This window comes from Amycolatopsis sp. NPDC005961, assembly GCF_040629235.1.
Lineage (GTDB): Bacteria > Actinomycetota > Actinomycetes > Mycobacteriales > Pseudonocardiaceae > Amycolatopsis > Amycolatopsis camponoti.
Map to the genome: position 1 here is coordinate 123,406 of NZ_JBEXVF010000013.1, position 19,172 is coordinate 142,577.

Annotated in this window: 20 protein-coding genes; 17 read left to right on the forward strand and 3 right to left on the reverse strand. The window is 71.3% G+C overall.

Annotation, left to right across the window (positions count from 1 at the left end; translation table 11 throughout):
- Position 1: 1 nt before the first annotated feature.
- The 10 genes from trmD (at position 2) to ABZ342_RS14970 (ending at position 9,522) form a co-directional block, all read left to right on the forward strand.
- Positions 2–748, forward strand: a complete 747-nt coding sequence (gene trmD, locus ABZ342_RS14925) for a tRNA (guanosine(37)-N1)-methyltransferase TrmD (protein ID WP_360473021.1) — start codon at positions 2–4, stop codon at positions 746–748.
- 165 nt (positions 749–913) lie between these two features.
- Complete coding sequence (rplS, locus tag ABZ342_RS14930; RefSeq protein ID WP_155545319.1) at positions 914–1,282, forward strand: 50S ribosomal protein L19; 369 nt, start codon at positions 914–916, stop codon at positions 1,280–1,282.
- Between the two features lie 31 nt (positions 1,283–1,313).
- Positions 1,314–2,252, forward strand: coding sequence for a signal peptidase I (gene lepB / locus ABZ342_RS14935; RefSeq protein WP_155545320.1), 939 nt, complete (start codon positions 1,314–1,316; stop codon positions 2,250–2,252).
- 91 nt (positions 2,253–2,343) lie between these two features.
- The gene (locus tag ABZ342_RS14940) at positions 2,344–3,186 is read left to right on the forward strand and encodes a ribonuclease HII (RefSeq protein ID WP_155547291.1); all 843 of its coding nucleotides are present in this window, start codon (positions 2,344–2,346) and stop codon (positions 3,184–3,186) included.
- Positions 3,183–3,506 carry a DUF2469 domain-containing protein gene (locus ABZ342_RS14945; RefSeq protein ID WP_003096226.1) on the forward strand — a complete coding sequence of 108 codons (324 nt, stop codon included), beginning with the start codon at positions 3,183–3,185 and terminating at the stop codon, positions 3,504–3,506. The genes ABZ342_RS14940 and ABZ342_RS14945 overlap by 4 nt, the downstream gene beginning before the upstream one ends.
- A 286-nt stretch (positions 3,507–3,792) precedes the next feature.
- Positions 3,793–4,170, forward strand: coding sequence for a YraN family protein (locus ABZ342_RS14950; protein ID WP_155547292.1), 378 nt, complete (start codon positions 3,793–3,795; stop codon positions 4,168–4,170).
- Entirely contained in the window at positions 4,170–5,681 is a 1,512-nt protein-coding gene (locus tag ABZ342_RS14955) for a YifB family Mg chelatase-like AAA ATPase (protein WP_360473025.1), read from the forward strand. The genes ABZ342_RS14950 and ABZ342_RS14955 overlap by 1 nt, the downstream gene beginning before the upstream one ends.
- Before the next feature lie 701 nt (positions 5,682–6,382).
- Positions 6,383–7,477: a DNA-processing protein DprA gene (gene dprA / locus ABZ342_RS14960; RefSeq protein ID WP_360473028.1), complete on the forward strand. Its 1,095-nt coding sequence runs from the start codon at positions 6,383–6,385 to the stop codon at positions 7,475–7,477.
- Positions 7,478–7,580: 103 nt separating this feature from the next.
- Entirely contained in the window at positions 7,581–8,564 is a 984-nt protein-coding gene (locus tag ABZ342_RS14965) for a tyrosine recombinase XerC (RefSeq protein WP_360473031.1), read from the forward strand.
- A 109-nt stretch (positions 8,565–8,673) separates the two neighbouring features.
- Positions 8,674–9,522: a FliA/WhiG family RNA polymerase sigma factor gene (locus ABZ342_RS14970; RefSeq protein ID WP_155545323.1), complete on the forward strand. Its 849-nt coding sequence runs from the start codon at positions 8,674–8,676 to the stop codon at positions 9,520–9,522.
- On the opposite strand, the gene ABZ342_RS14975 is transcribed toward ABZ342_RS14970, so the two are convergent.
- Complete coding sequence (locus tag ABZ342_RS14975; protein WP_360473166.1) at positions 9,523–10,020, reverse strand: M23 family metallopeptidase; 498 nt, start codon at positions 10,018–10,020, stop codon at positions 9,523–9,525. It abuts the gene before it with no gap.
- Positions 10,021–10,585: 565 nt separating this feature from the next.
- Between ABZ342_RS14975 and rpsB the strand changes: the two genes are divergently transcribed.
- The 6 genes from rpsB (at position 10,586) to ABZ342_RS15005 (ending at position 16,525) form a co-directional block, all read left to right on the forward strand.
- Positions 10,586–11,470 (forward strand): 30S ribosomal protein S2, encoded by an 885-nt coding sequence (rpsB, locus tag ABZ342_RS14980; protein WP_155545325.1) that lies wholly within the window; start codon positions 10,586–10,588, stop codon positions 11,468–11,470.
- Positions 11,471–11,570: 100 nt separating this feature from the next.
- Entirely contained in the window at positions 11,571–12,386 is an 816-nt protein-coding gene (gene tsf, locus ABZ342_RS14985; RefSeq protein WP_155545326.1) for a translation elongation factor Ts, read from the forward strand.
- Positions 12,387–12,503: 117 nt separating this feature from the next.
- The gene (gene pyrH, locus ABZ342_RS14990; protein WP_003065595.1) at positions 12,504–13,247 is read left to right on the forward strand and encodes a UMP kinase; all 744 of its coding nucleotides are present in this window, start codon (positions 12,504–12,506) and stop codon (positions 13,245–13,247) included.
- A gap of 49 nt (positions 13,248–13,296) precedes the next feature.
- Positions 13,297–13,854, forward strand: a complete 558-nt coding sequence (frr, locus tag ABZ342_RS14995; protein WP_155545327.1) for a ribosome recycling factor — start codon at positions 13,297–13,299, stop codon at positions 13,852–13,854.
- Positions 13,855–14,252: 398 nt separating this feature from the next.
- Positions 14,253–15,125, forward strand: a complete 873-nt coding sequence (locus ABZ342_RS15000) for a phosphatidate cytidylyltransferase (RefSeq protein WP_230862936.1) — start codon at positions 14,253–14,255, stop codon at positions 15,123–15,125.
- A gap of 80 nt (positions 15,126–15,205) precedes the next feature.
- On the forward strand, positions 15,206–16,525 hold the full coding sequence (locus ABZ342_RS15005; RefSeq protein WP_360473035.1) for an MFS transporter: 1,320 nt from the start codon (positions 15,206–15,208) through the stop codon (positions 16,523–16,525).
- Here ABZ342_RS15005 and ABZ342_RS15010 read toward each other — a convergent pair.
- The gene (locus ABZ342_RS15010; RefSeq protein WP_155545330.1) at positions 16,513–17,358 is read right to left on the reverse strand and encodes a VOC family protein; all 846 of its coding nucleotides are present in this window, start codon (positions 17,356–17,358) and stop codon (positions 16,513–16,515) included. The genes ABZ342_RS15005 and ABZ342_RS15010 overlap by 13 nt on opposite strands.
- 112 nt (positions 17,359–17,470) lie before the next feature.
- Between ABZ342_RS15010 and ABZ342_RS15015 the strand changes: the two genes are divergently transcribed.
- On the forward strand, positions 17,471–18,283 hold the full coding sequence (locus ABZ342_RS15015) for a class I SAM-dependent methyltransferase (protein WP_360473037.1): 813 nt from the start codon (positions 17,471–17,473) through the stop codon (positions 18,281–18,283).
- Here the strand turns inward: ABZ342_RS15015 and ABZ342_RS15020 are convergent.
- Positions 18,220–18,858 carry a PadR family transcriptional regulator gene (locus tag ABZ342_RS15020; RefSeq protein ID WP_360473040.1) on the reverse strand — a complete coding sequence of 213 codons (639 nt, stop codon included), beginning with the start codon at positions 18,856–18,858 and terminating at the stop codon, positions 18,220–18,222. The genes ABZ342_RS15015 and ABZ342_RS15020 overlap by 64 nt on opposite strands.
- Between the last annotated feature and the right edge of the window lie 314 nt (positions 18,859–19,172).

Here is a 19,172-nt window from a genome sequence, read left to right on the forward strand (position 1 = left end):
GATGCGCATCGACGTCGTCACGATCTTCCCCGAGTACCTCGACCCGCTGCGCGCCGCGCTGCTGGGCCGGGCCATCGACCGCGGCCTGATCGAGGTCGGCGTGCACGACCTGCGCGACTGGACCCACGACGTGCACCGCGCGGTCGACGACGCGCCGTACGGCGGCGGCCCGGGCATGGTGATGAAACCGCAGATCTGGGGCCCGGCGCTGGACGACGTCTGCCGTCCGGAGACCCGGCTGGTCGTGCCGACGCCGGCCGGGCGGCCGTTCACCCAGGAGCTGGCCCACGCCTACGCCGCGGAAAAGCACCTGGTCTTCGCCTGCGGGCGGTACGAGGGCATCGACCAGCGCGTCGTCGACGACGCCGCCAAGCGGATGCCGGTCGACGAGGTGTCGATCGGCGACTACGTCCTGGTCGGCGGCGAGGCGGCGGTGCTCGTCATGGTCGAGGCCGTCGTCCGGCTGCTGCCCGGTGTTCTGGGGAACTCGCGGTCCGCGGCCGAAGACTCGTTCTCCGACGGCCTGCTCGAAGGGCCCAGCTACACGCGTCCCGAGGTGTGGCGGGAGCTGCCGGTGCCCGACGTGCTGCGGTCCGGGAACCACGCCCTGATCGACCGCTGGCGGCGCGACCAGGCCCTGGAACGCACCGCTCAGCGCCGCCCGGATCTCCTGGCGCGGCTGCCGGAAGGTAGTCTCGACAAGCATGATCGCGGGGTCCTGGAGGGCTTGGACCCCGCGCAGCCGTAGGGCCGGTTACTCCACCGGAACCCGGTCTGTAATACTTGACAGGTTGGCGTGAGTGGACCTCGTCGTCCACGAGCCCGCCAGCAGCCCCCTGGGTCGCCCGCAGCGGCACCGTTGCGCGCCCGGGGACGTGTACGCAAGCCATACGAAGACGAGGACGGACCACCGATGAACACCCTGGACGCGCTGGACAAGCAGTCACTGCGTTCCGACATCCCGGCCTTCCGCCCGGGCGACACGCTCAAGGTGCACGTCCGCGTCATCGAGGGCAACCGTGAGCGCAACCAGGTCTTCCAGGGCGTCGTGATCCGCCGTCAGGGCGGCGGCATCCGGGAGACCTTCACCGTTCGCAAGGTCTCCTTCGGCGTCGGCGTCGAGCGCACCTTCCCGGTGCACTCGCCGAACGTGGCCGAGGTCGAGGTCCACAAGCGCGGTGACGTGCGGCGCGCGAAGCTGTACTACCTGCGCGACCTGCGCGGCAAGAAGGCCAAGATCAAGGAGCGCCGCGAGAACCGCGAGACGGCTTCGGCTAACTGAGTCACAACCCGGTTACCGGTAGCCTGACGACGTGGCCGAACCCGTGTCCCAGAACGCTCCTGAGGATGACCCCGATCGCTCCGAGGAGGACCAGCCGAGGCGGTCCCGCTCCGAGGAGCGCGGGGGGTCCCGACGGCGGCGAGCCAAGCCCGCCAAGAAACGGTCGTTCTGGAAGGAACTGCCGATCCTGCTCGTGATCGCCCTGGTGCTCACGATCTTGATCCAGACGTTCCTCGCCAAGGTCTTCATGATCCCCTCGGGATCCATGGAGGCCACCTTGCACGGGTGCCCTGGCTGCACCGGTGACCGGATCCTCGTCGATCGGGTCACCTACGACTTCACCGAGCCCTCGCCGGGTGACGTGATCGTGTTCAAGGGTCCGCCGGCGTGGGTCAACAACGAGATCGCGCCGCAGGAGTCGAGCAACATCATCGTCCAGGGCCTGCGCGGTCTCGGCTCGCTGGTGGGGTTCGCCCCGCCGGACGAGCGCGACTTCGTCAAGCGCGTGATCGCGGTCGGCGGCCAGACCGTCCAGTGCTGCGACACGCAAGGTCGCGTCGTGGTGGACGGCAAGGGGCTCGACGAGCCGTACGTCCACTGGGAAGACGCGTCCAACCAGAACGAGCGCGCCTTCGAGCCGGTCAAGGTCCCCGCGGGGACGGTCTGGGTCATGGGCGACAACCGCAACAACTCCGACGACTCCCGGTTCCAGGGCGGCGGCGGCGTGAACGGCGCGGTTCCCGTGGACAACATCATCGGCAAGGCGCGGATCATCGTCCTGCCGCCGGGCCGGTGGGGCGGGATCACCGACCACAACCCGCAGGAAGCGGCCCAGCCGGCGGCGCTCGGCGCTCCGGCGTGGCAGAGCGGCGTCCCGCTCGGAGCCGGCATCGCGGCGGCCTGGCCGGCGCTCTTCCTCGGGCGCAAGCTCAAGTCCGGACTGCGCCGGGCGGCCGGGCGGAAACGCTAGCCACCCCGATCCGTGCCGGCAGACGGGTGATCCAGCCTTGACTCTTCCCGTTCCCCTCACCGCGGCCGAGCCGATCCGGCCGCCGCGGGCCGTGGTGCGCGGCGACCTCTTCTGGGGTCTGCAGGGCGCGCTCGACCGCCGTGGCCTCGGCCCGGTCGCCGGTGTGGACGAAGCCGGCGCCGGGGCGTGCGCGGGGCCGCTGGTGGTCGCGGCCTGCGTGCTCAAGCAGGGCGACGCGGCGAAGCTCACCGAGCTGACGGACTCCAAGCTGATGACGGCCAAGGCGCGTGACCGGGTCTACGACCTGGTCCTCGCCCGGGCCGTCGACTATTCGGTCATCGTCATCCCGACGGCCGAGGTCGACCTCTACGGCATCCGGGTGATGAACCTGGAGGGCATGCGGCGCGCCGCGGCGGCGTTGCGCGTGTCCCCGGGCTACATCCTCACCGACGGTTTCCGCGCCCCGGGCCTCACGGCCCCGAACGCGGCGGTGATCAAGGGCGACCGCTCGGTGGCGTGCATCGCGGCCGCGTCGGTGCTCGCGAAGGTGACGCGCGACCGCATCATGGCGGGCTACCACGACGACCTGCCGCACTACGGTTTCGACGTGCACAAGGGTTACAGCACGTCCGACCACCTGGCGGCGCTGCGCGAGCACGGCCCCAGCGACGTCCACCGCTGGTCGTACACGAACGTCGCGACGGTGGCCGTCAAGCACGGCGTGCGGCCCGCACGACCGGTCCTGCTGACCTACGCGGCGCTGGAAAAGGCCATGGAGGGCGGGGCCGGCGCGGAGCTCGCCGCGGTCCTCGACGAGGCACTCGAGCCACAACTCAGCCTGCCGCTGCATGCCCCGGCCGCGGGTGTGGGTCACAATGAACGCTCCGCCGGCGGAGCAGCAGCACGATCCCGAGGAGGGGCGCGGATTTCATGAGCGCAGAGGATCTCGAGAAGTACGAGACCGAGATGGAGCTCTCGCTGTACCGCGAGTACCGCGACATAGTGGGTCAGTTCTCGTACGTGGTGGAGACCGAGCGGCGGTTCTACCTGGCGAACGCGGTCGACGTCCAGGTCCGCGACGGTGGCGGCGAGGTGTACTTCGAGGTCCGCATGTCCGACGCGTGGGTCTGGGACATGTACCGCCCGGCCCGCTTCGTCAAGCACGTCCGCGTCATCACGTTCAAGGACGTCAACGTCGAGGAGCTCGACAAGCCGGACCTCCGGCTGCCCGAAGACGGCCCGTTCTCGGGCTGAGCCCGGTCTTCCACCCGCGCCGGTTCGTCCCTGGACGAGCCGGCGCGGTGCGTTTGGCGTGTCGACCCTCCGGTCACGTGAGTTGCCCCCTTAGCACAGCAGTCCGACGGTTCGGGCCGTTCCGGCGCGTTCGGTGGACCGGTTGTCCACATACCCCCGGTTGTCCACAGTCCGGCGATCCTGCTCTGGTTTCGCCGCCCCGCTCCCTGGCATCGTCGAACGCACACGCACCGTGATCGCCGAGACCTCCTCGGTGACCGGGCGTGCCGACGAGGGGGCGACCACGATGACGGGCACCGACCAGCTCGCAAGACACCGCCGCGACCTGGGCGCGTGGGGTGAGGACCTCGCTTCCCGGCACCTGCAGGACCGCGGCCTGGTCCTGCTCGGCCGCAACTGGCGCTGCCGCGAAGGCGAGATCGACCTCATCCTCACCGACCGCACCCGCGTCGTGTTCTGCGAGGTCAAGACCCGCACCGGCACCGAGTTCGGCCTGCCGTCGGAGACGGTCTCGGAGGAGAAGGCCGGCCGCGTACGCCGAGCGGCCCAACGCTGGCTGCGCGAGTTCCGGATCGGCTGGTGCCCGGTCCGCTACGACGTGGTGACGATCCTCGCCGAGCCGGGCACGCGCGCCCGCGTCCAGCACATCGAGGCGGCGTTCTGATGCCCATCGCCAAAGCCTGGTCCGTTGCCTTGCTGGGCATCGACGGCCGCGTCATCGAGATCGAGGCCGACCTCGGTGGCGGCCTGAGCCGCGTCACCCTCGTCGGTCTCCCCGACGCCGGGCTGCGCGAGGCCAAGGACCGCGTCCGCTCGGCCGTCCGCAACTCCGGCCAGCCCTGGCCGGACGGCAAGGTGACGCTTGGCCTGTCCCCGGCGAACCTCCCGAAGGTCGGCTCGGCGTACGACCTCGGCATCGCGGCCGCGGTGCTCGCGGCGACGGGCTCGGTCCCGGCGACGCGGCTGCTCGGCACGGTGCTGCTGGGCGAGCTGGCTCTCGACGGCCGCGTCCGTCCGGTCCGCGGCGTCCTCCCGGGTCTCCTGGCGGCCCGCGCGGCCGGCTACGAACGAGCCGTCGTCCCGGCGGACTCGCTGGTCGAGGCGGGGCTGGTGGACGGCATCGACGTGGCGGGCGCGGCCCACCTGCGCGATCTGGTGGCGTGGCTGAAGAGGGAGGCCGACCTCGTGGCGCCGGAGCCCCCGGTACAGCCCGTACCGCCGGCGGTACCGGACCTCGCCGACGTCGTCGGCCAGCCGGAGGCGCGCTGGGCGCTGGAGGTCGCGGCCGCAGGCGGGCACCACCTCCTGCTCACGGGCCCACCGGGCGTCGGCAAGACGATGCTGGCGCGGCGGTTGCCCGGTCTCCTGCCGCCGCTGTCCCACGAAGAATCCTTGGAGGTGACGGCGGTGCATTCGGTCGACGGGTCGCTGTCGAGGTCGTCGCCCTTGGTCACGGTGCCGCCGTTCGTGGCCCCGCACCACTCGATCACGGTGGCGGCACTGATCGGCGGCGGCAGCGGCCTGGCCACCCCGGGGGCGATCAGCCGTGCCCACCGTGGGGTCTTGTTCTTGGACGAGGTCTGCGAGTTCGGCGGCCAGCGCCTGGAGTCGCTGCGCACGGTCCTGGAGGAGGGCGAGGTCCGCATCGCGCGGGTGAAGGGCTCGATCACGTACCCGGCGCGGTTCCAGCTGATCCTGGCGACGAACCCGTGCGCGTGCGCGCCCCCGAAGGAAGTCGACTGCGTGTGCTCCCCGGCGGCCCGCCGCCGCTACCTCGGCCGCCTGTCCGGCCCGCTGCTCGACCGCGTCGACCTCCGCGTCCGCCTGAGGCCCCTGAGCGCGATCAACGCTCACGACACGGGAGCGACGGAGTCGTCGGAGACGGTTCGCACCCGGGTCTTGCAGGCCCGCGACCGGGCAGCCCACCGCTGGCAGGCCCACGGCTGGCGGTCGAACTCGGAGGTCCCCGGCCCAGCTCTGCGGCGCGAGTTCACGCTCTCACCGGCAGCGACGCAGCCACTGGACCGGGCAATGGACCGCGGAGCCCTGAGCGGCCGCGGAGCAGACCGCTGCTTGCGCATCGCCTGGACCCTGGCCGACCTGGACGGAGAGCCACGCCCAGGCCCAGACCAGGTCGGCTCGGCCCTGGCCTTCCGCGAGCGGGTGGTGGCATGAACCCCGACGAGCCGCACCTCGCCGCAGGCGTGGAAATGAGCCTCTTTGGAGCGCACCCTGCTGCAGCCGGTGGCATGAGCCTGGCGGAGTCGTGCCGTGGCGCAGGTGGCGGTACGAGTCTGGACGAGCCATACCCCGCTTCGGGTGGCACCAGCCCGGTGGAGTCGGGCCGTGCCGCAGGTGGCGGTACGAGTCCCGACGAACCAACCCCGACTTCGGGCGGCGACACGTTCCCGGCGGAGCCGTGCTCCGCGGTTTGCGACATGAGCCTTGGGGATTTCCGCACTGCTGCAGCCGTGGGCGCGCGCCCAGAGGAGTCACACCCTGCCGCAGGTGGCGGCAGGAGTCCCGACCGGCCGCGCCCCGCCGCGAGAGGCGGCACGGCTTCCGACGAGTCGCGTAGTGCTGCGTGTGGTGGCCTGAATCCCTGCGAGCAACGCCCTGCCGCAGGTGGGGAAATGAGCCCGGACGAGTCACGCCATGCTGCTTGCGGCAGCACGAGTTCCGACGAGTCACGAGCTGCCGTAGGCGGCGGCACGAGTGCCGACCAGCCGCGCCACGCCGCGCGTATCGGCGCGAATCCCGACGAGTCGCGCCTTGAGGCAAGTGGCGGTAAGAGCCCGGACGGGCAGCCCAAGTCGCTCCCTACCGCAACCGCGGCAGTCGACGAGTTGCGCCGAGCCCGCGCCTACCTCCTGCGGGTGGCCGAACCCCCGGCCCCCGCGCTGGTCGCCTTCGTGGCCCGGCACGGTCCGATCGACGCCGCCGCCCGGGTCCGTCGCGGCGACTGTCCGCCGGATGTGCTCAAGGCGACCGAAGCCCGCCGCGAGTACGACCTCGTCGGCCAAGACTTCGCGCGGGCCGCCGCGGCCGGGGCCCGGCTGGTCGTTCCCGAAGACGACGAGTGGCCCGCCTGGCCGCTGCTCGCCCTCGAACTCGCGGCCCGGCGCGGAGTGACCGAAGCCGTGCCTCCGCTGGCGCTCTGGGTCTCCGGTGAGGTCGCGCTCGGCACCGCCGCCGATCGCGCCGTCGCTGTCGTCGGGGCGCGGGCGGCCACCGAGTACGGCGAACACCACGCCGCCGAGCTGTCCTACGGTCTCGCCACCCGGGGCGTCCCCGTGTTCTCGGGTGCGGCCTACGGAATCGACGGCGCCGCTCACCGAGGTGCGCTCGCCGCCGGAGGGGTCACCGTCGCGGTGCTCGGCTGCGCCGTCGACGCGGGCTATCCGGCGGGGCACGTCGGGCTGCTGAACCGGATCGTCCGCAACGGCGGTGCGGTCGTCAGCGAATACCCGCCCGGCACCCCGCCGGCCCGGCACCGCTTCCTCGTCCGCAACCGGCTCATCGCCGCCCTCACCGAGGGGACGCTGGTCGTCGAGGCCGGGCGCCGCAGCGGGGCCCGCAACACCGCCGGCACCGCCGGCGCCCTCGGCAAGGTGGTGATGGCGGTGCCGGGGCCCGTCTCGTCCGGGATGTCCGTCGGCTGCCACGAACTGATCCGCGACGCCCGGGCGACACTTGTCTCGACGGTCGACGAGGTCCTCGAGACCGTGGGCCGCTTCGGCATCGCCGAAGACCAGGCCGCGCGGCCGAAACGCCCGACGGACCGGCTGGGACCCGAGGCGTTGCGGGCGTTTGAGGCGCTGACCGCACGTTCCGACCGGTCGGACACCGAAATCGCGGCCGAATCCGGGCTTCCGCTGCGGAAAGTGCGGGCCCTGCTGCCCGCGCTGGAGATCGACGGATTCGCCGTCCGCGGGGAAGCGGGGTGGCGACGACGGAGGGAAAGCGCGTGAACACCACGAAATCCGGGCGAAATCGTCGAAAGTGTTCGGCCGGTCCGGTGGGCCCGCGTGGCGATCCTTGACCGATGGCGGTTGTTCGCGCAGCGTGACAGCCATGCCGCCGCCATCACGCTCCGGCCGGGAGCGCCGCCCGGACCTGCGCGCGCTCCGGGCCGCGTTGCCCGCGCCGGTCCAGGACGTCGTCACCGGCTACGAACGGCACCTCGGGCTGGAGCGGGGGCTGTCCGCGCACACCGTCCGGGCGTACGTCGGCGATGCGGTGGCGCTGCTGGGGTTCGTCGTGGACGGCGGTGGCGGGCTCGCGGAGCTGGACCTCGCCCGGTTGCGGGCGTGGCTCGCCGCCCAGCAGTCCGGTGGGGCGAGCCGGACGACGCTCGCGCGGCGCGCCGCCTCGGCGCGGACGTTCACCGCCTGGGCGCACCGCACTGGCGTCCTCGCGACCGACCCGGGCGGGCGGCTCGCCGCCCCGCGGGCGCACCGCACCCTGCCCGGGGTGCTGCGGGCGGCGCAGGCGGGGGAGGTCATGCAGGCGTCGGCGGCCGGCGCGGCCCAGCGCGATCCTGTCGCACTGCGTGATCGCGCGATGGTCGAGCTGCTCTACGCCACCGGCATCCGCGTGTCCGAGTTGTGCGGGTTGGACGTCGGCGAGGCCGATTTCTCCCGTCGTGTCGTGACGGTGCTCGGCAAGGGCGGCAAGGAACGCGTGGTGCCGTTCGGCGTTCCGGCGGCGGAAGCGCTGGACGACTGGATCACCGGTGGGCGGCCGAAGATCGTCGCGGAATCCGCCGGTGACGGCGTCGAGCCCGCGCTTTTCCTCGGTGTCCGAGGGAAACGCGTCGACCCGCGCGCGGTACGGCGTGTCGTTCATGACGCCGTCACGGCGGTGCCCGGAGCGGCCGACATGGGGCCCCATGGCCTGCGGCATTCGGCGGCGACGCATCTGCTGGAGGGGGGTGCCGATCTCAGGAGCGTTCAGGAACTGCTTGGTCACGCTACGCTTGCCACGACGCAGCTCTACACTCATGTGACCGTCGACCGGTTGAAAGCGATCCATGACCGAGCGCACCCCAGGGCCTGAGGCGGCCCGGGGAGTCTCGCCGGGGTCGTCGCCAGCGGGTCCGGCGGCGCACGCGCATCCGCACGAGCACGGAGACGACACTGAGCCGCATGCCGAGAACGACTGTGCAATGACCGCAGGACCGCACGTGACCGACGCCACCGGAGTGACCACTCACGGTGACGCCGCCGTGTCCGCGGAAGCACGGGCCGGCAACGACGTCGACGCCGGGATCGCGGCGCTGTGGCGGCAGTTCGCCGACAGCCCCGACCAGGCGTCGCGCGATCGGCTCGTGCTGCACTACGCCCCGCTGGTCAAGTACGTCGCGGGCCGGGTCGGCACCGGTCTGCCGACCCACGTGGACGTGGGTGACCTCGTGCAGTCCGGCATCTTCGGGCTCGTCGACGCGATCGAGAAGTTCGACCCCGAGCGCGGCCTGCGCTTCGAGACGTACGCGATGCAGCGCATCCGCGGCGCGATCCTCGACGACCTCCGTTCGCAGGACTGGGTGCCGCGCGCGGTCCGCAGCAAGGCCAAGGAGGCCGAGCGTGCGATGGAGCGGCTGGGCGCCCGTCTGAACCGCACCCCGACCGACGCCGAACTCGCCGCCGAGCTGGGCATCGGCCTCGACGACCTGCGCGACTTCTACGGCCAGCTGCAGCTGACCAGCGTCGTCGCGCTGGAGGACCTGGTGGCCGCGGGCAAGGACAGCGGCTCGCTGGTCGACACGCTGCCCGACGACGACGCCGTCGACCCGGTCGCGGTGCTCGTCGACCAGGACAACCGCCGTCAGCTCGCGCAGGCCATCGCGCAGCTGACCGAGCGCGACAAGATCGTGGTCAGCCTCTACTACTTCGAGAGCCTGACGCTCGCCGAGATCGGCAAGGTCCTCGGCGTCACCGAGTCGCGGGTCAGCCAGCTGCACACGCGGGCGGTCATGCGGCTGCGCGCCAAGCTGGTCGAGCAGACCGGCTCCTGATCAAGGACCACCTCCCCACGGCTTGAGCCGGAACTCGCCCACCTCACCGGTCAGGGCGAGGGGATCGACGTACTCGTCGCCCCGGCGCACGCCCCAGTGCAGGCAGGCGGCGATCGTGCAGCCGGGGTGCCCGGCGAGGACGGACCCGAGCACCTGCCCCCGGTAGACCTGGTCGCCGACGGCCACCTTCGGCTCGACGGGCTCGTAGGTGGTGCGCAGGCCGCCGTCGTGGTCGACGGAGATCACGGGGCGCCCGGCCACAAGCCCGGCGAAGACGACGACACCGGCATCGGCGGCCAGCACGTCCTGGCCGGGCGCGGCGGCCAGGTCGACGCCGCGGTGGCCGGGACCGTAGGGCGTTTCCGGGGCGTCGAAGTACTTCATGACCACTGGAACGGGTGAAAGTGGCCAGGACAGCCGCGCCTGCGGCACGGCTCGCGGATCGGCTGCCGGGATCCAGCGGTCGGCCGAGGTGCCCGGCCTGACCGGGATCGCCATGGGTGCGACGGCCCGCGCTTCGGTCGGCGGCAGCCTGACTGCCACGGCCGTTGCGACCGACCCGCCACCTGGCGCCGAAGCCCAAGCACAAGCTCCACCCACTCCGACAAAACCGGCCGTGACCAGGGTGATCACGACCAAACCACGCCCCATGACCCACCGCCGGAAAGCATTGATCAACTCCATCTCTCCAGCCTGCGGCACCGTCGGCTGCCGTGGGGACCCGCAGCGGAATCTGTGGACAACCGGACCCGATGTGGACAACTGCGTCCGTCCGCGGCCGCCGGTGGGGGAGGGGCTGGTGGCAGGGGGTAGAATCTTTTCCGCGGTCCGCGTGAGCGGGCTGACTTCGCGTGCACGTGCGCGATCCCCCGGCTTTCGCACCACCTGGCCGGGCGAGTCGCACGGCGTCCGGCGGTCCCTGGGGTTCCTCACTCCTCGGGGTCCGGACACCGCCGCGGGCACCAGGGCGAGCGGCCACCCGGCCGCGAGCGACAAAACCGAGTAGCGCGTGACCGGCGAACCGCCGCGAGCGCGCACGACACAGAAGAGGTTGATTCCGGCAATGGCCGTCGTCACCATGAAGCAGCTGCTCGACAGCGGCGTGCACTTCGGGCACCAGACCCGTCGGTGGAACCCGAAGATGAAGCGCTACATCTTCACCGAGCGCAACGGCATCTACATCATCGACCTGCAGCAGACGCTGACCTACATCGACCGTGCCTTCGAGTTCATCAAGGAAACCGTCGCGCACGGTGGCACGATCATGTTCGTCGGCACCAAGAAGCAGGCTCAGGAAGCCATCGCGGCCGAAGCCTCGCGCGTGGGCATGCCCTACGTCAACCAGCGCTGGCTCGGCGGCATGCTGACCAACTTCCAGACCGTGCACAAGCGTCTCCTGCGCCTCAAGGAGCTCGAGTCGCGTGAGCAGACCGGCGGCTTCGAAGGTCTCACCAAGCGCGAGATCCTGACGCTGACCCGCGAGAAGGACAAGCTCGAGAAGACCCTCGGCGGTATCCGCGACATGGCCAAGGTGCCGAGCATCGTGTGGATCGTCGACACGAAGAAGGAGCACATCGCCGTCGGCGAGGCTCGCAAGCTGAACATCCCGGTCGTCGCGATCCTGGACACCAACTGCGACCCGGACGAGGTCGACTACCCGATCCCGGGCAACGACGACGCCATCCGGTCGGCCGCGCTGCTGACCAAGGTCGTCGCCGAGGCCGCGGCCGCCGGTCTCATGCAGCGCTCCAGCCGCAACGGTGCGTCGGCCGACTCCAAGCCGGAGCCGGGCGTCGCCACCGACGAGCCGCTGGCCGAGTGGGAGAAGGAGCTGCTCGCCGGCTCCGAGACCGCCGCCGCCGACGCGACCGAGGCCGCCGCGGCCGTCGACGCTCCGGTCGAGACGCCGGCCGAGGCCCCCGCCGAGCAGGCGACCGCCTCCTCCTGATGCACCGCTGCCCGTGCGGCCGGCCCGGTTCCCGGCCCGGCCGCACGGGTGTAGCACCCCCCAAAGATTTCACGTACCTGAAAAGGACGGATTTAGCAGAATGGCGAACTACACCGCCGCTGACGTGAAGCGCCTGCGCGAGATGACCGGCGCCGGCTTCATGGACTGCAAGAAGGCGATGGAGGAGAACGACGGCGACTTCGACAAGGCCGTCGAGTTCCTCCGCATCAAGGGCGCCAAGGACGTCGGCAAGCGCGCCGAGCGCGCCACGGCCGAGGGCCTGGTCGCCGGCGACGGCGGCGTCCTGATCGAGCTCGACTCCGAGACCGACTTCGTCGCCAAGAACGCCGACTTCCAGGCGCTCGCCGCGAAGATCGTCGAGGTCGCGAAGACCGTCAAGACCAGCGACGTGGACGCCCTCAAGGGCGCCGAGCTGGACGGCAAGACCGTCAACGAGGTCGTGCAGGAGCTGTCCGCCCGCATCGGCGAGAAGCTCGAGCTGCGCCGGGTCGTGTCCTTCGAGGGCCAGACCACGAACTACCTGCACCGCCGCGGCTCGGACCTGCCGCCGGCCGTCGGTGTGCTCATCGAGTTCACCGGTGACGACACCGAGGCCGCCCGCGCCGCCGCCATGCAGGTCGCCGCGCTGCGCGCGAAGTACCTGACCCGCGACGAGGTGCCCGCCGAGATCGTCGAGAACGAGCGCTCCATCGCGGAGAAGACCGCTCGTGAAGAGGGCAAGCCGGAGCAGGCCCTCTCGAAGATCATCGAGGGCAAGGTCAACGCTTACTACAAGGACAACGTCCTGCTCGAGCAGCCGTCGGTCAAGGACAACAAGAAGACCGTCAAGGCCCTGCTCGACGCGGCCGGCGTGACGATCACGAAGTTCGCGCGCTTCGAGGTCGGCCAGGCCTGAGGCCAGGTCCGGGTATAGGTTTCACCCCCAGTGCCCCGTCTCCGTCCATCGGGGACGGGGCACTGTCAGGTCCAGAAGAAGATTCTTGAGGGTCCAAGGACCTAGGAGGCGACATAGATGGGTGACCGGGTCGAAGGTGGCTACCGGCGGGTGCTGCTGAAGCTGGGCGGCGAGATGTTCGGCGGTGGTTCGATCGGCGTCGATCCGGATGTCGTCCACTCGGTCGCGCAGCAGATCGCCGACGTCGCCCGCACCGGCGTCCAGGTCGCGGTCGTGATCGGCGGCGGCAACTACTTCCGGGGCGCGGAGCTCTCGCAGCGCGGCATGGACCGCGACCGCGCCGACTACATGGCGATGCTGGGCACCGTGATGAACTGCCTGGCGCTGCAGGACTTCCTGGAGAAGGAGGGCCTGCCCACCCGCGTGCAGACCGCCATCACGATGGGCCAGGTCGCCGAGCCCTACATCCCGCGCCGCGCCGAGCGGCACCTGGAGAAGGGGCGCGTCGTGATCTTCGGCGCCGGGGTCGGCATGCCGTACTTCTCCACCGACACCGCGGCCGCGCAGCGGGCGCTCGAGCTGGGCTGCGAAGCCGTGCTGATGGCGAAGGCCGTCGACGGCGTCTACACCGCGGACCCGAAGGCCGACCCGACCGCCGAGATGTTCCGCGAGATCACCCACCGCGAGGTGCTGGAGCGGGACCTCAAGGTCGCCGACGCGACGGCGTTCAGCCTCTGCATGGACAACAACATGCCGATCATCGTGTTCAACCTGCTCACCGAGGGGAACATCGCCCGCGCGGTGAGTGGTGAAAGAATCGGCACGTTGGTCAGCACCCCCGCCGACGGGGTGCCGGCCTAGACCTGCTGGGATCAGCAAGCGCCACACCATCACAACACCGGGAGTAGCCGTGATCGACGAGACCCTCCTCGACGCCGAGGAGAAGATGGAAAAAGCGGTGTCCGTCGCGAAGGACGACCTGACGTCGGTGCGTACCGGCCGGGCCACTTCGTCGATGTTCTCGCGCATCGTGGTCGACTACTACGGCGCGCCGACCCCGCTGAACCAGCTGGCCAGCGTCAACGTGCCCGAGGCGCGGATGGCGCTGATCAAGCCCTACGACCAGACCCAGCTGAACGCCATCGAGAAGGCGATCCGCGAGTCCGACCTCGGGGTCAACCCGAGCAACGACGGCAACGTGATCCGGATCGTCATCCCGCAGCTCACCGAAGAGCGGCGCAAGGAGATGGTCAAGGTCGCGAAGAGCAAGGGCGAGGACGCGCGGGTGACCATCCGCAGCATCCGCCGCAAGGCCAAGGAAGAGCTCGACCGCATCGGCAAGGACGGCGAAGCGGGCGAGGACGAGGTCGTGCGCGCGGAGAAGGAACTGCAGAACCTCACCGACACCTACTCGCACAAGGTCGACGAGCTGGTCAAGCACAAGGAAGCCGAGCTGCTCGAGGTCTGATGGCACAGGTGAGCGAGGAACGCGAGGACCGGGTGGAAGCCACCGGAGACCAGCCGGCGGCCGCTCCCGGGACGCCGGGCACGGCGGACGCCGGCACTCCGGCGACGCCGGAGTTCCCGGGTACCACCGGGGAGGGCCGCACTCCGGACGTTCCGGCGACCTCGGGTTCGGGCTCGGGTTCGGCCGAGACTCCCGCGGTGCCGGGCACTTCCGGAAGCGGCAGCTCGGCGGCTTCGGGTGCGGCGACTCCCGCGGTTTCCGGCACCTCCGGCGCCGGAAACCCGGCGATATCCGGCGATGCGGCGGAAACGCCAGTGGCGGCCCCATCGCCGGGAAGTACAGTGCCGGGCAATGCCGTGCCGGAAGGTGCCGTGCTGGGAACCGGCGAAGCGGACCGGTTGTCCGCCGCCGGGAGCGCCACGGCCGGACCGGCGGTGGCGCCCGAGGCCAAGAAGGCCTCCAAGGCCGGCCGGAACCTGCCCGCGGCCATCGGCGTCGCCCTGCTGCTCGGGGCCGCGATCATCGTTTCCCTGCTCACCGTGCGCTTCCTGTTCATCGGGATCATCGCGGTCGCGATCGCCGTCGGCACCTTCGAGTTCGCCGGGGTGCTGCGCCGGGTCGCCGACACCCGGGTCGCCATGATCCCGGTGCTCGTCGGCGGGCAGGCGATGATCTGGCTGGCCTGGCCGTTCGGCCGCGAAGGCGCGCTCACCGCGTTCGTCCTCACCGTGCTCGCCTGCCTGCTGTGGCGCCTGCCCGGCGGCGCGAAGGGCTACCTGCGCGACATCAGCGCGTCGGTGTTCGCCGCCGCCTACCTGCCGCTCTTCGGCGCCTTCGCGGCGATGCTCGTGCCGCCGTCGGACGGCGTCGGGCGCGTTCTCACGTTCCTGATCGGCGTCGTCGCGTCGGACACCGGCGGCTACATCGCCGGCGTGCTCGGCGGCAAGCACCCGATGGCGCCCGCCATCAGCCCGAAGAAGACCTGGGAAGGCTTCGCGGGTTCGGTCGTCGGCGGCGTCGTGGCCGGGGCGCTGACCCTCAGCCTGCTGCTGGACGGCCACGTCTGGCAGGGCGTGATCTTCGGTGTCGCGATCGTGTTGACGGCGACCCTGGGCGACCTCGTCGAGTCGCTGATCAAGCGCGACCTCGGCGTCAAGGACATGGGCACGCTGCTGCCCGGGCACGGCGGGATCATGGACCGCCTCGACTCGCTGCTGCCGTCGGCCGTGGTGTCCTGGCTGCTGCTTTCGGCGTTCGTGCCGCTCGGCTGACCTGCGGTGCGAGGCTCCGCCTAACAGACCTAGACGACGCGTCGTGGACCACCGAAGCTTCCCCGGGTTTGACTGGGGGCATGCTCACCGAATCCCGCGCCCGGCTCGCGCTCGCCGCCGTCTGCCTGGGCTTCGTGATGATCACGCTCGACGCGACCATCGTGAACCTCGCCCTGCCCGCGATCGGCGCCGACCTCGGCGAACCGTCGACGGCGGCGCTGCAGTGGATCGTCGACGCCTACACCGTCACGCTCGCCGCGTTCCTGCTCACCTGGGGCGCCGCCGGTGACCGGTGGGGCTCGCGTCGCGTCTTCGAAGTGGGCGTCGCCTTGTTCGTCGTCGCGAGTGTCGCCTGCGCACTCGCCGGTGACGCCGCCTGGCTGATCGCCGCCCGGGCGGTGCAGGGCGCGGGCGCCGCCGCACTGCTGCCGTCGTCGCTCGCGCTGATCGTCCACCAGTTCCCGGACCCGCGGGAGCGCGCCCGCGCCCTCGGCGTGTGGGGCGGCATGAGCGGCGTCGGGCTCGCCGCCGGGCCGGTGCTCGGCGGGCTCGCGGTCGGCCTCGCCGACTGGCGGCTCGTCTTCGCGGTCAACGTCCCGGTCGGCATCGTCGCGATCGTCCTGACGCGGCGCGCGGTCGCCGAGCCGCCCCGGCACGAGACGACCCGTCTGGACCTGGCCGGGCAGCTGACGGGCACGGCGTCGCTCGCGGGGCTCGTCGCCGGGTTCATCGAATCCGGGCACGCCGGCCGGCTCGCGCCGACGACGATCGCGCTGCTCGCCGCGGGAGTGGTGGCCGGCGTGGTGTTCGTGGCGGTCGAGCGGCGCGTCGGGGAACCCGTGCTCCCGCTCGGGATCCTGAAGATCCGGAACTTCGCGGTGGCGACGGCGATCGGCGGCCTGTTCAACTTCTGCCTCTACGGCACGCTCTTCTGCCTCGCGCTGTACCTTCAGCGTGCCTGGTCGCTCGGCGCGCTCGCGGCCGGGCTGACCCTGGTGCCGCTGACGGTGGTGGTCGCGCTCAACGCGTTCTTCAGCGGCCGGCTGACCGGGCGGTCCGGCCCGCGCGTCCCGATGATCGCGGGCGCGCTGGCCGGGCTCGTGGGCTCGGCCGGCTTCGCGCTGCTGCCGGCGGACCGCGCACTCGTGCTGTTCGTCGTGGTCTCGGCGGTGTACGGCTGCTGCTCGCTGGCCATGCCCGCGATGACGTCGCTGGCGATGAACTCCTTGCCGGGCCAGGCCGGGCTGGCCGCGGGCGTGCTCAACGCGTCGCGGCAGACCGGGGGAGCGATCGGGGTCGCGCTCGTCGGCGCGCTGCTGCCCGCCACCGGGATGTGGCTGGTGGCGGGCGGGTTCGCGCTCGTCGCGGGACTCGCGCTGGTCGAGCGTCAGTCGTCGTAGGGGTCGTCGACCTCCGCGCGGCCCCAGTCTTCGGAGACGCGTGAGTGGTCGATCACCGCGAAGACGGCGCCTTCCGGATCGGCGAGGATCGCCATCCGGCCGAACGGCGTGTCGTAGGGCTGGATCACGACGGTGCCGCCGTTCATCAGCGCTTCGCCGGCGACGGCGTCGACACCGCGGGCCGGGTCGATGTCGAAGTAGACGAGCCAGTGCGGCGGGGTGTCGAGGCTGTACTCCGAGCCCATCACGTACCGGTACAGCACCGGCTCGTGCTCGATGAGCCATTCGACGTAGTCGAGCGACTCGCCGTCGCCGATCTGGTGGCTCCCGTAGGTGAAGAGCTTGGTGTAGAAGTGATCCGCCGCGACGCCGTCGTGGGTGTTGAGGTCCGCCCCGCTGAAGGTGTTGGGGATCCCGGTGACGAACTCCCAGTCCGGCGGCACCTCCCAGAACACCACCGGCGCGCCGCTCGTGTCGTAGGCGTGCAGGATGGTGCCGCGCTCGGGGATCGGCATCGGCCCGAGCGTCAGCCGGCCCCCGAGGTGCTCGACCCATTCGGCCGCGCTCGCGGTGTGCGGTACGGACAGGTGCGGCATCCAGCCCAGCGGCGCGCCCTGGGCGGCGCGGTAGAGACCGCCCACCGGGACGGCGCCGAGCGTCGCGATGGCGTACCGCCCGTCGGACGTCGCCGGGTCGCGCTGAGTGGCGTAGGTCCATCCGAAGAGGGCACCGTAGAATCTTTCCGCCACGGCCTGTTCGCGGCAGGCCAGCTCGATCCAGCACGGGATTCCGGCCGGGATCGGGGACGCGGTGGTGGACGGGTCGATCGCCATGGGTGCTCCTCCCGAGACCCACCGAATTCTATGCGTGAACCGTGTGGTTTCCGCCAAGATTCGGCCGCCGGAAAATCACTGCCGGCGGGGGAAGGCCCCGAAAGGAGCAGCGGTGCGGTGGTCGTCCCGGCGCGCGGAGGTCGTGCCGAGTCCGAACATCTGGTACTACCAGGCCGATTACGAGCTGGAGAACCGGGCGCAGGACAGCGGCGGCGAGATCTGGCGCGTGCTGCGTGAAGAGGGCGACTGGGCCGGCCGGGACGTGCTGGACGTCGGCTGCGGGGACGGGTTCCACTTGCCGCGCTTCGCCCGCGACGCGCGTTCGGTGCTCGGGGTGGAGCCGCACGAGCCGCTGGTGCGAAGCGCGCTGAAGCGTGTGGCGGGACTGTCGAACGTGGACGTCAAGATGGGCCGGGCCCAGCGGCTGCCGGTCCGCAGCGCGAGCGTCGACGTCGTCCACGCGCGCACGGCGTACTTCTTCGGGCCCGGCTGCGAGCCGGGGCTGGCGGAGGCCGAGCGGGTGCTGCGGCCGGGCGGGGTGCTGTTGATCGTCGACCTCGACGTGACCAGCGAGCCCTACGGCTCCTGGATGCGCGCCGACCTACCGCGCTACGACCCGGCCGCCGTCGAACGGTTCTTCGCCCGGGCCGGCTTCGGGTGCCGCCGGGTCACCACCGAGTGGCGGTTCGAGACGGCGGCGGACCTCGAAGCGGTGCTGAAGATCGAGTTCAGCAAGCGCGTCGCCGAACAGGCGATCGCGGAGTCGGTGCAGCGTAATGGGAATCGCGCGCACGACCTGACGTTGCCGGTGGGCTACCGCGTCCACGCGCGGGTCAAGCCCACCGGCCTCGTCCTGCCAGGTCACTCGGCTGCTTCTTCGGAAGAGGCCGAGGACTCGTCCTCGTCTTCGCCGAGGATGCCGTAGAGCGAGCGCCGGGCGTCGTTGAGGACCTCGGCCGCGCGGGCCTGTTGGCTCTCGGTGCCCGCGCGCATGATCTGCACGACGGCGGCGGCCAGGTTCTTGCCCGCCTTCGCGAGCCCGACCTCGGACGCGTCGACGTCCTGCGCGATGTGCTCCCACGGCGGGGTGCTGTCTTGCTCTTCCGCGGCGGTGCGGCCGGCGTCGGTCAGCTCGAAGAGCTTCTTGCCGTGCTCGTCCTTGCTGATGACCAGGCCTTCGTCGGCCAGCAGCTGCAGCGTCGGGTAGACCGAGCCGGGGCTCGGGCGCCAGAAGCCGCCGGAGCGCTCGCCGATTTCGCGGATGATCTCGTAGCCGTGCCGGGGCTGCTCGGCGAGCAGCGCCAGGATCGCGGCGCGGACGTCACCGCGGCGGCTACGCCGTCCGCCGTGACCCCGCCGGCCCGGCCCGTGACCGCGACCGCGGCCCCGCCCGCCGGGACCGAAGCCCGGGGGGAAGTCGCCGAAGCCACCGAAGGGAGCGCGTCCGCGTTCCTGGGCGAAGGGGTGGTCTTGCATGAAGGGGTGTCGTTGCCTACGCATGTCGTTGTTCCTTTCTCGAACGGTTGCGACTGGTTCACGATATATCGGAAACAGTCGGATTGCAACCATGCTTCGGTGATCCCGCTCACGGAACCCGAGGCGCACTCGCGGCCGGCACGCTGCTCGTCGCCTGTGGTCGGCCCGAGAGGCCGAGCGCGTCCGGCGTCGGCGACCAGGTCTTCTGCTCGAGCTACAGCGCGGGCCTTCGCGAGCTGTGGGCTGGGCGTGGTCAAGGCCCGGCGCGCCATCGCGGTCGACGACGACGTGGTTCCCCGGCCTCGGCCCGATCCGGGCGAGGCAGGTCCTCGACGACC

Coding starts and splice junctions, on each gene's coding strand:
- trmD (WP_360473021.1), top strand. CDS start 2: ATGCGCATCGACGTCGTCACGATCTTCCCCGAGTACCTCGACCCGCTG.
- rplS (WP_155545319.1), top strand. CDS start 914: ATGAACACCCTGGACGCGCTGGACAAGCAGTCACTGCGTTCCGACATC.
- ABZ342_RS14945 (WP_003096226.1), top strand. CDS start 3,183: ATGAGCGCAGAGGATCTCGAGAAGTACGAGACCGAGATGGAGCTCTCG.
- ABZ342_RS14950 (WP_155547292.1), top strand. CDS start 3,793: ATGACGGGCACCGACCAGCTCGCAAGACACCGCCGCGACCTGGGCGCG.
- ABZ342_RS14955 (WP_360473025.1), top strand. CDS start 4,170: ATGCCCATCGCCAAAGCCTGGTCCGTTGCCTTGCTGGGCATCGACGGC.
- ABZ342_RS14965 (WP_360473031.1), top strand. CDS start 7,581: ATGCCGCCGCCATCACGCTCCGGCCGGGAGCGCCGCCCGGACCTGCGC.
- ABZ342_RS14970 (WP_155545323.1), top strand. CDS start 8,674: ATGACCGCAGGACCGCACGTGACCGACGCCACCGGAGTGACCACTCAC.
- ABZ342_RS14975 (WP_360473166.1), bottom strand. CDS start 10,020: ATGGCGATCCCGGTCAGGCCGGGCACCTCGGCCGACCGCTGGATCCCG.
- rpsB (WP_155545325.1), top strand. CDS start 10,586: ATGGCCGTCGTCACCATGAAGCAGCTGCTCGACAGCGGCGTGCACTTC.
- tsf (WP_155545326.1), top strand. CDS start 11,571: ATGGCGAACTACACCGCCGCTGACGTGAAGCGCCTGCGCGAGATGACC.
- pyrH (WP_003065595.1), top strand. CDS start 12,504: ATGGGTGACCGGGTCGAAGGTGGCTACCGGCGGGTGCTGCTGAAGCTG.
- ABZ342_RS15005 (WP_360473035.1), top strand. CDS start 15,206: ATGCTCACCGAATCCCGCGCCCGGCTCGCGCTCGCCGCCGTCTGCCTG.
- ABZ342_RS15010 (WP_155545330.1), bottom strand. CDS start 17,358: ATGGCGATCGACCCGTCCACCACCGCGTCCCCGATCCCGGCCGGAATC.
- ABZ342_RS15020 (WP_360473040.1), bottom strand. CDS start 18,858: ATGCGTAGGCAACGACACCCCTTCATGCAAGACCACCCCTTCGCCCAG.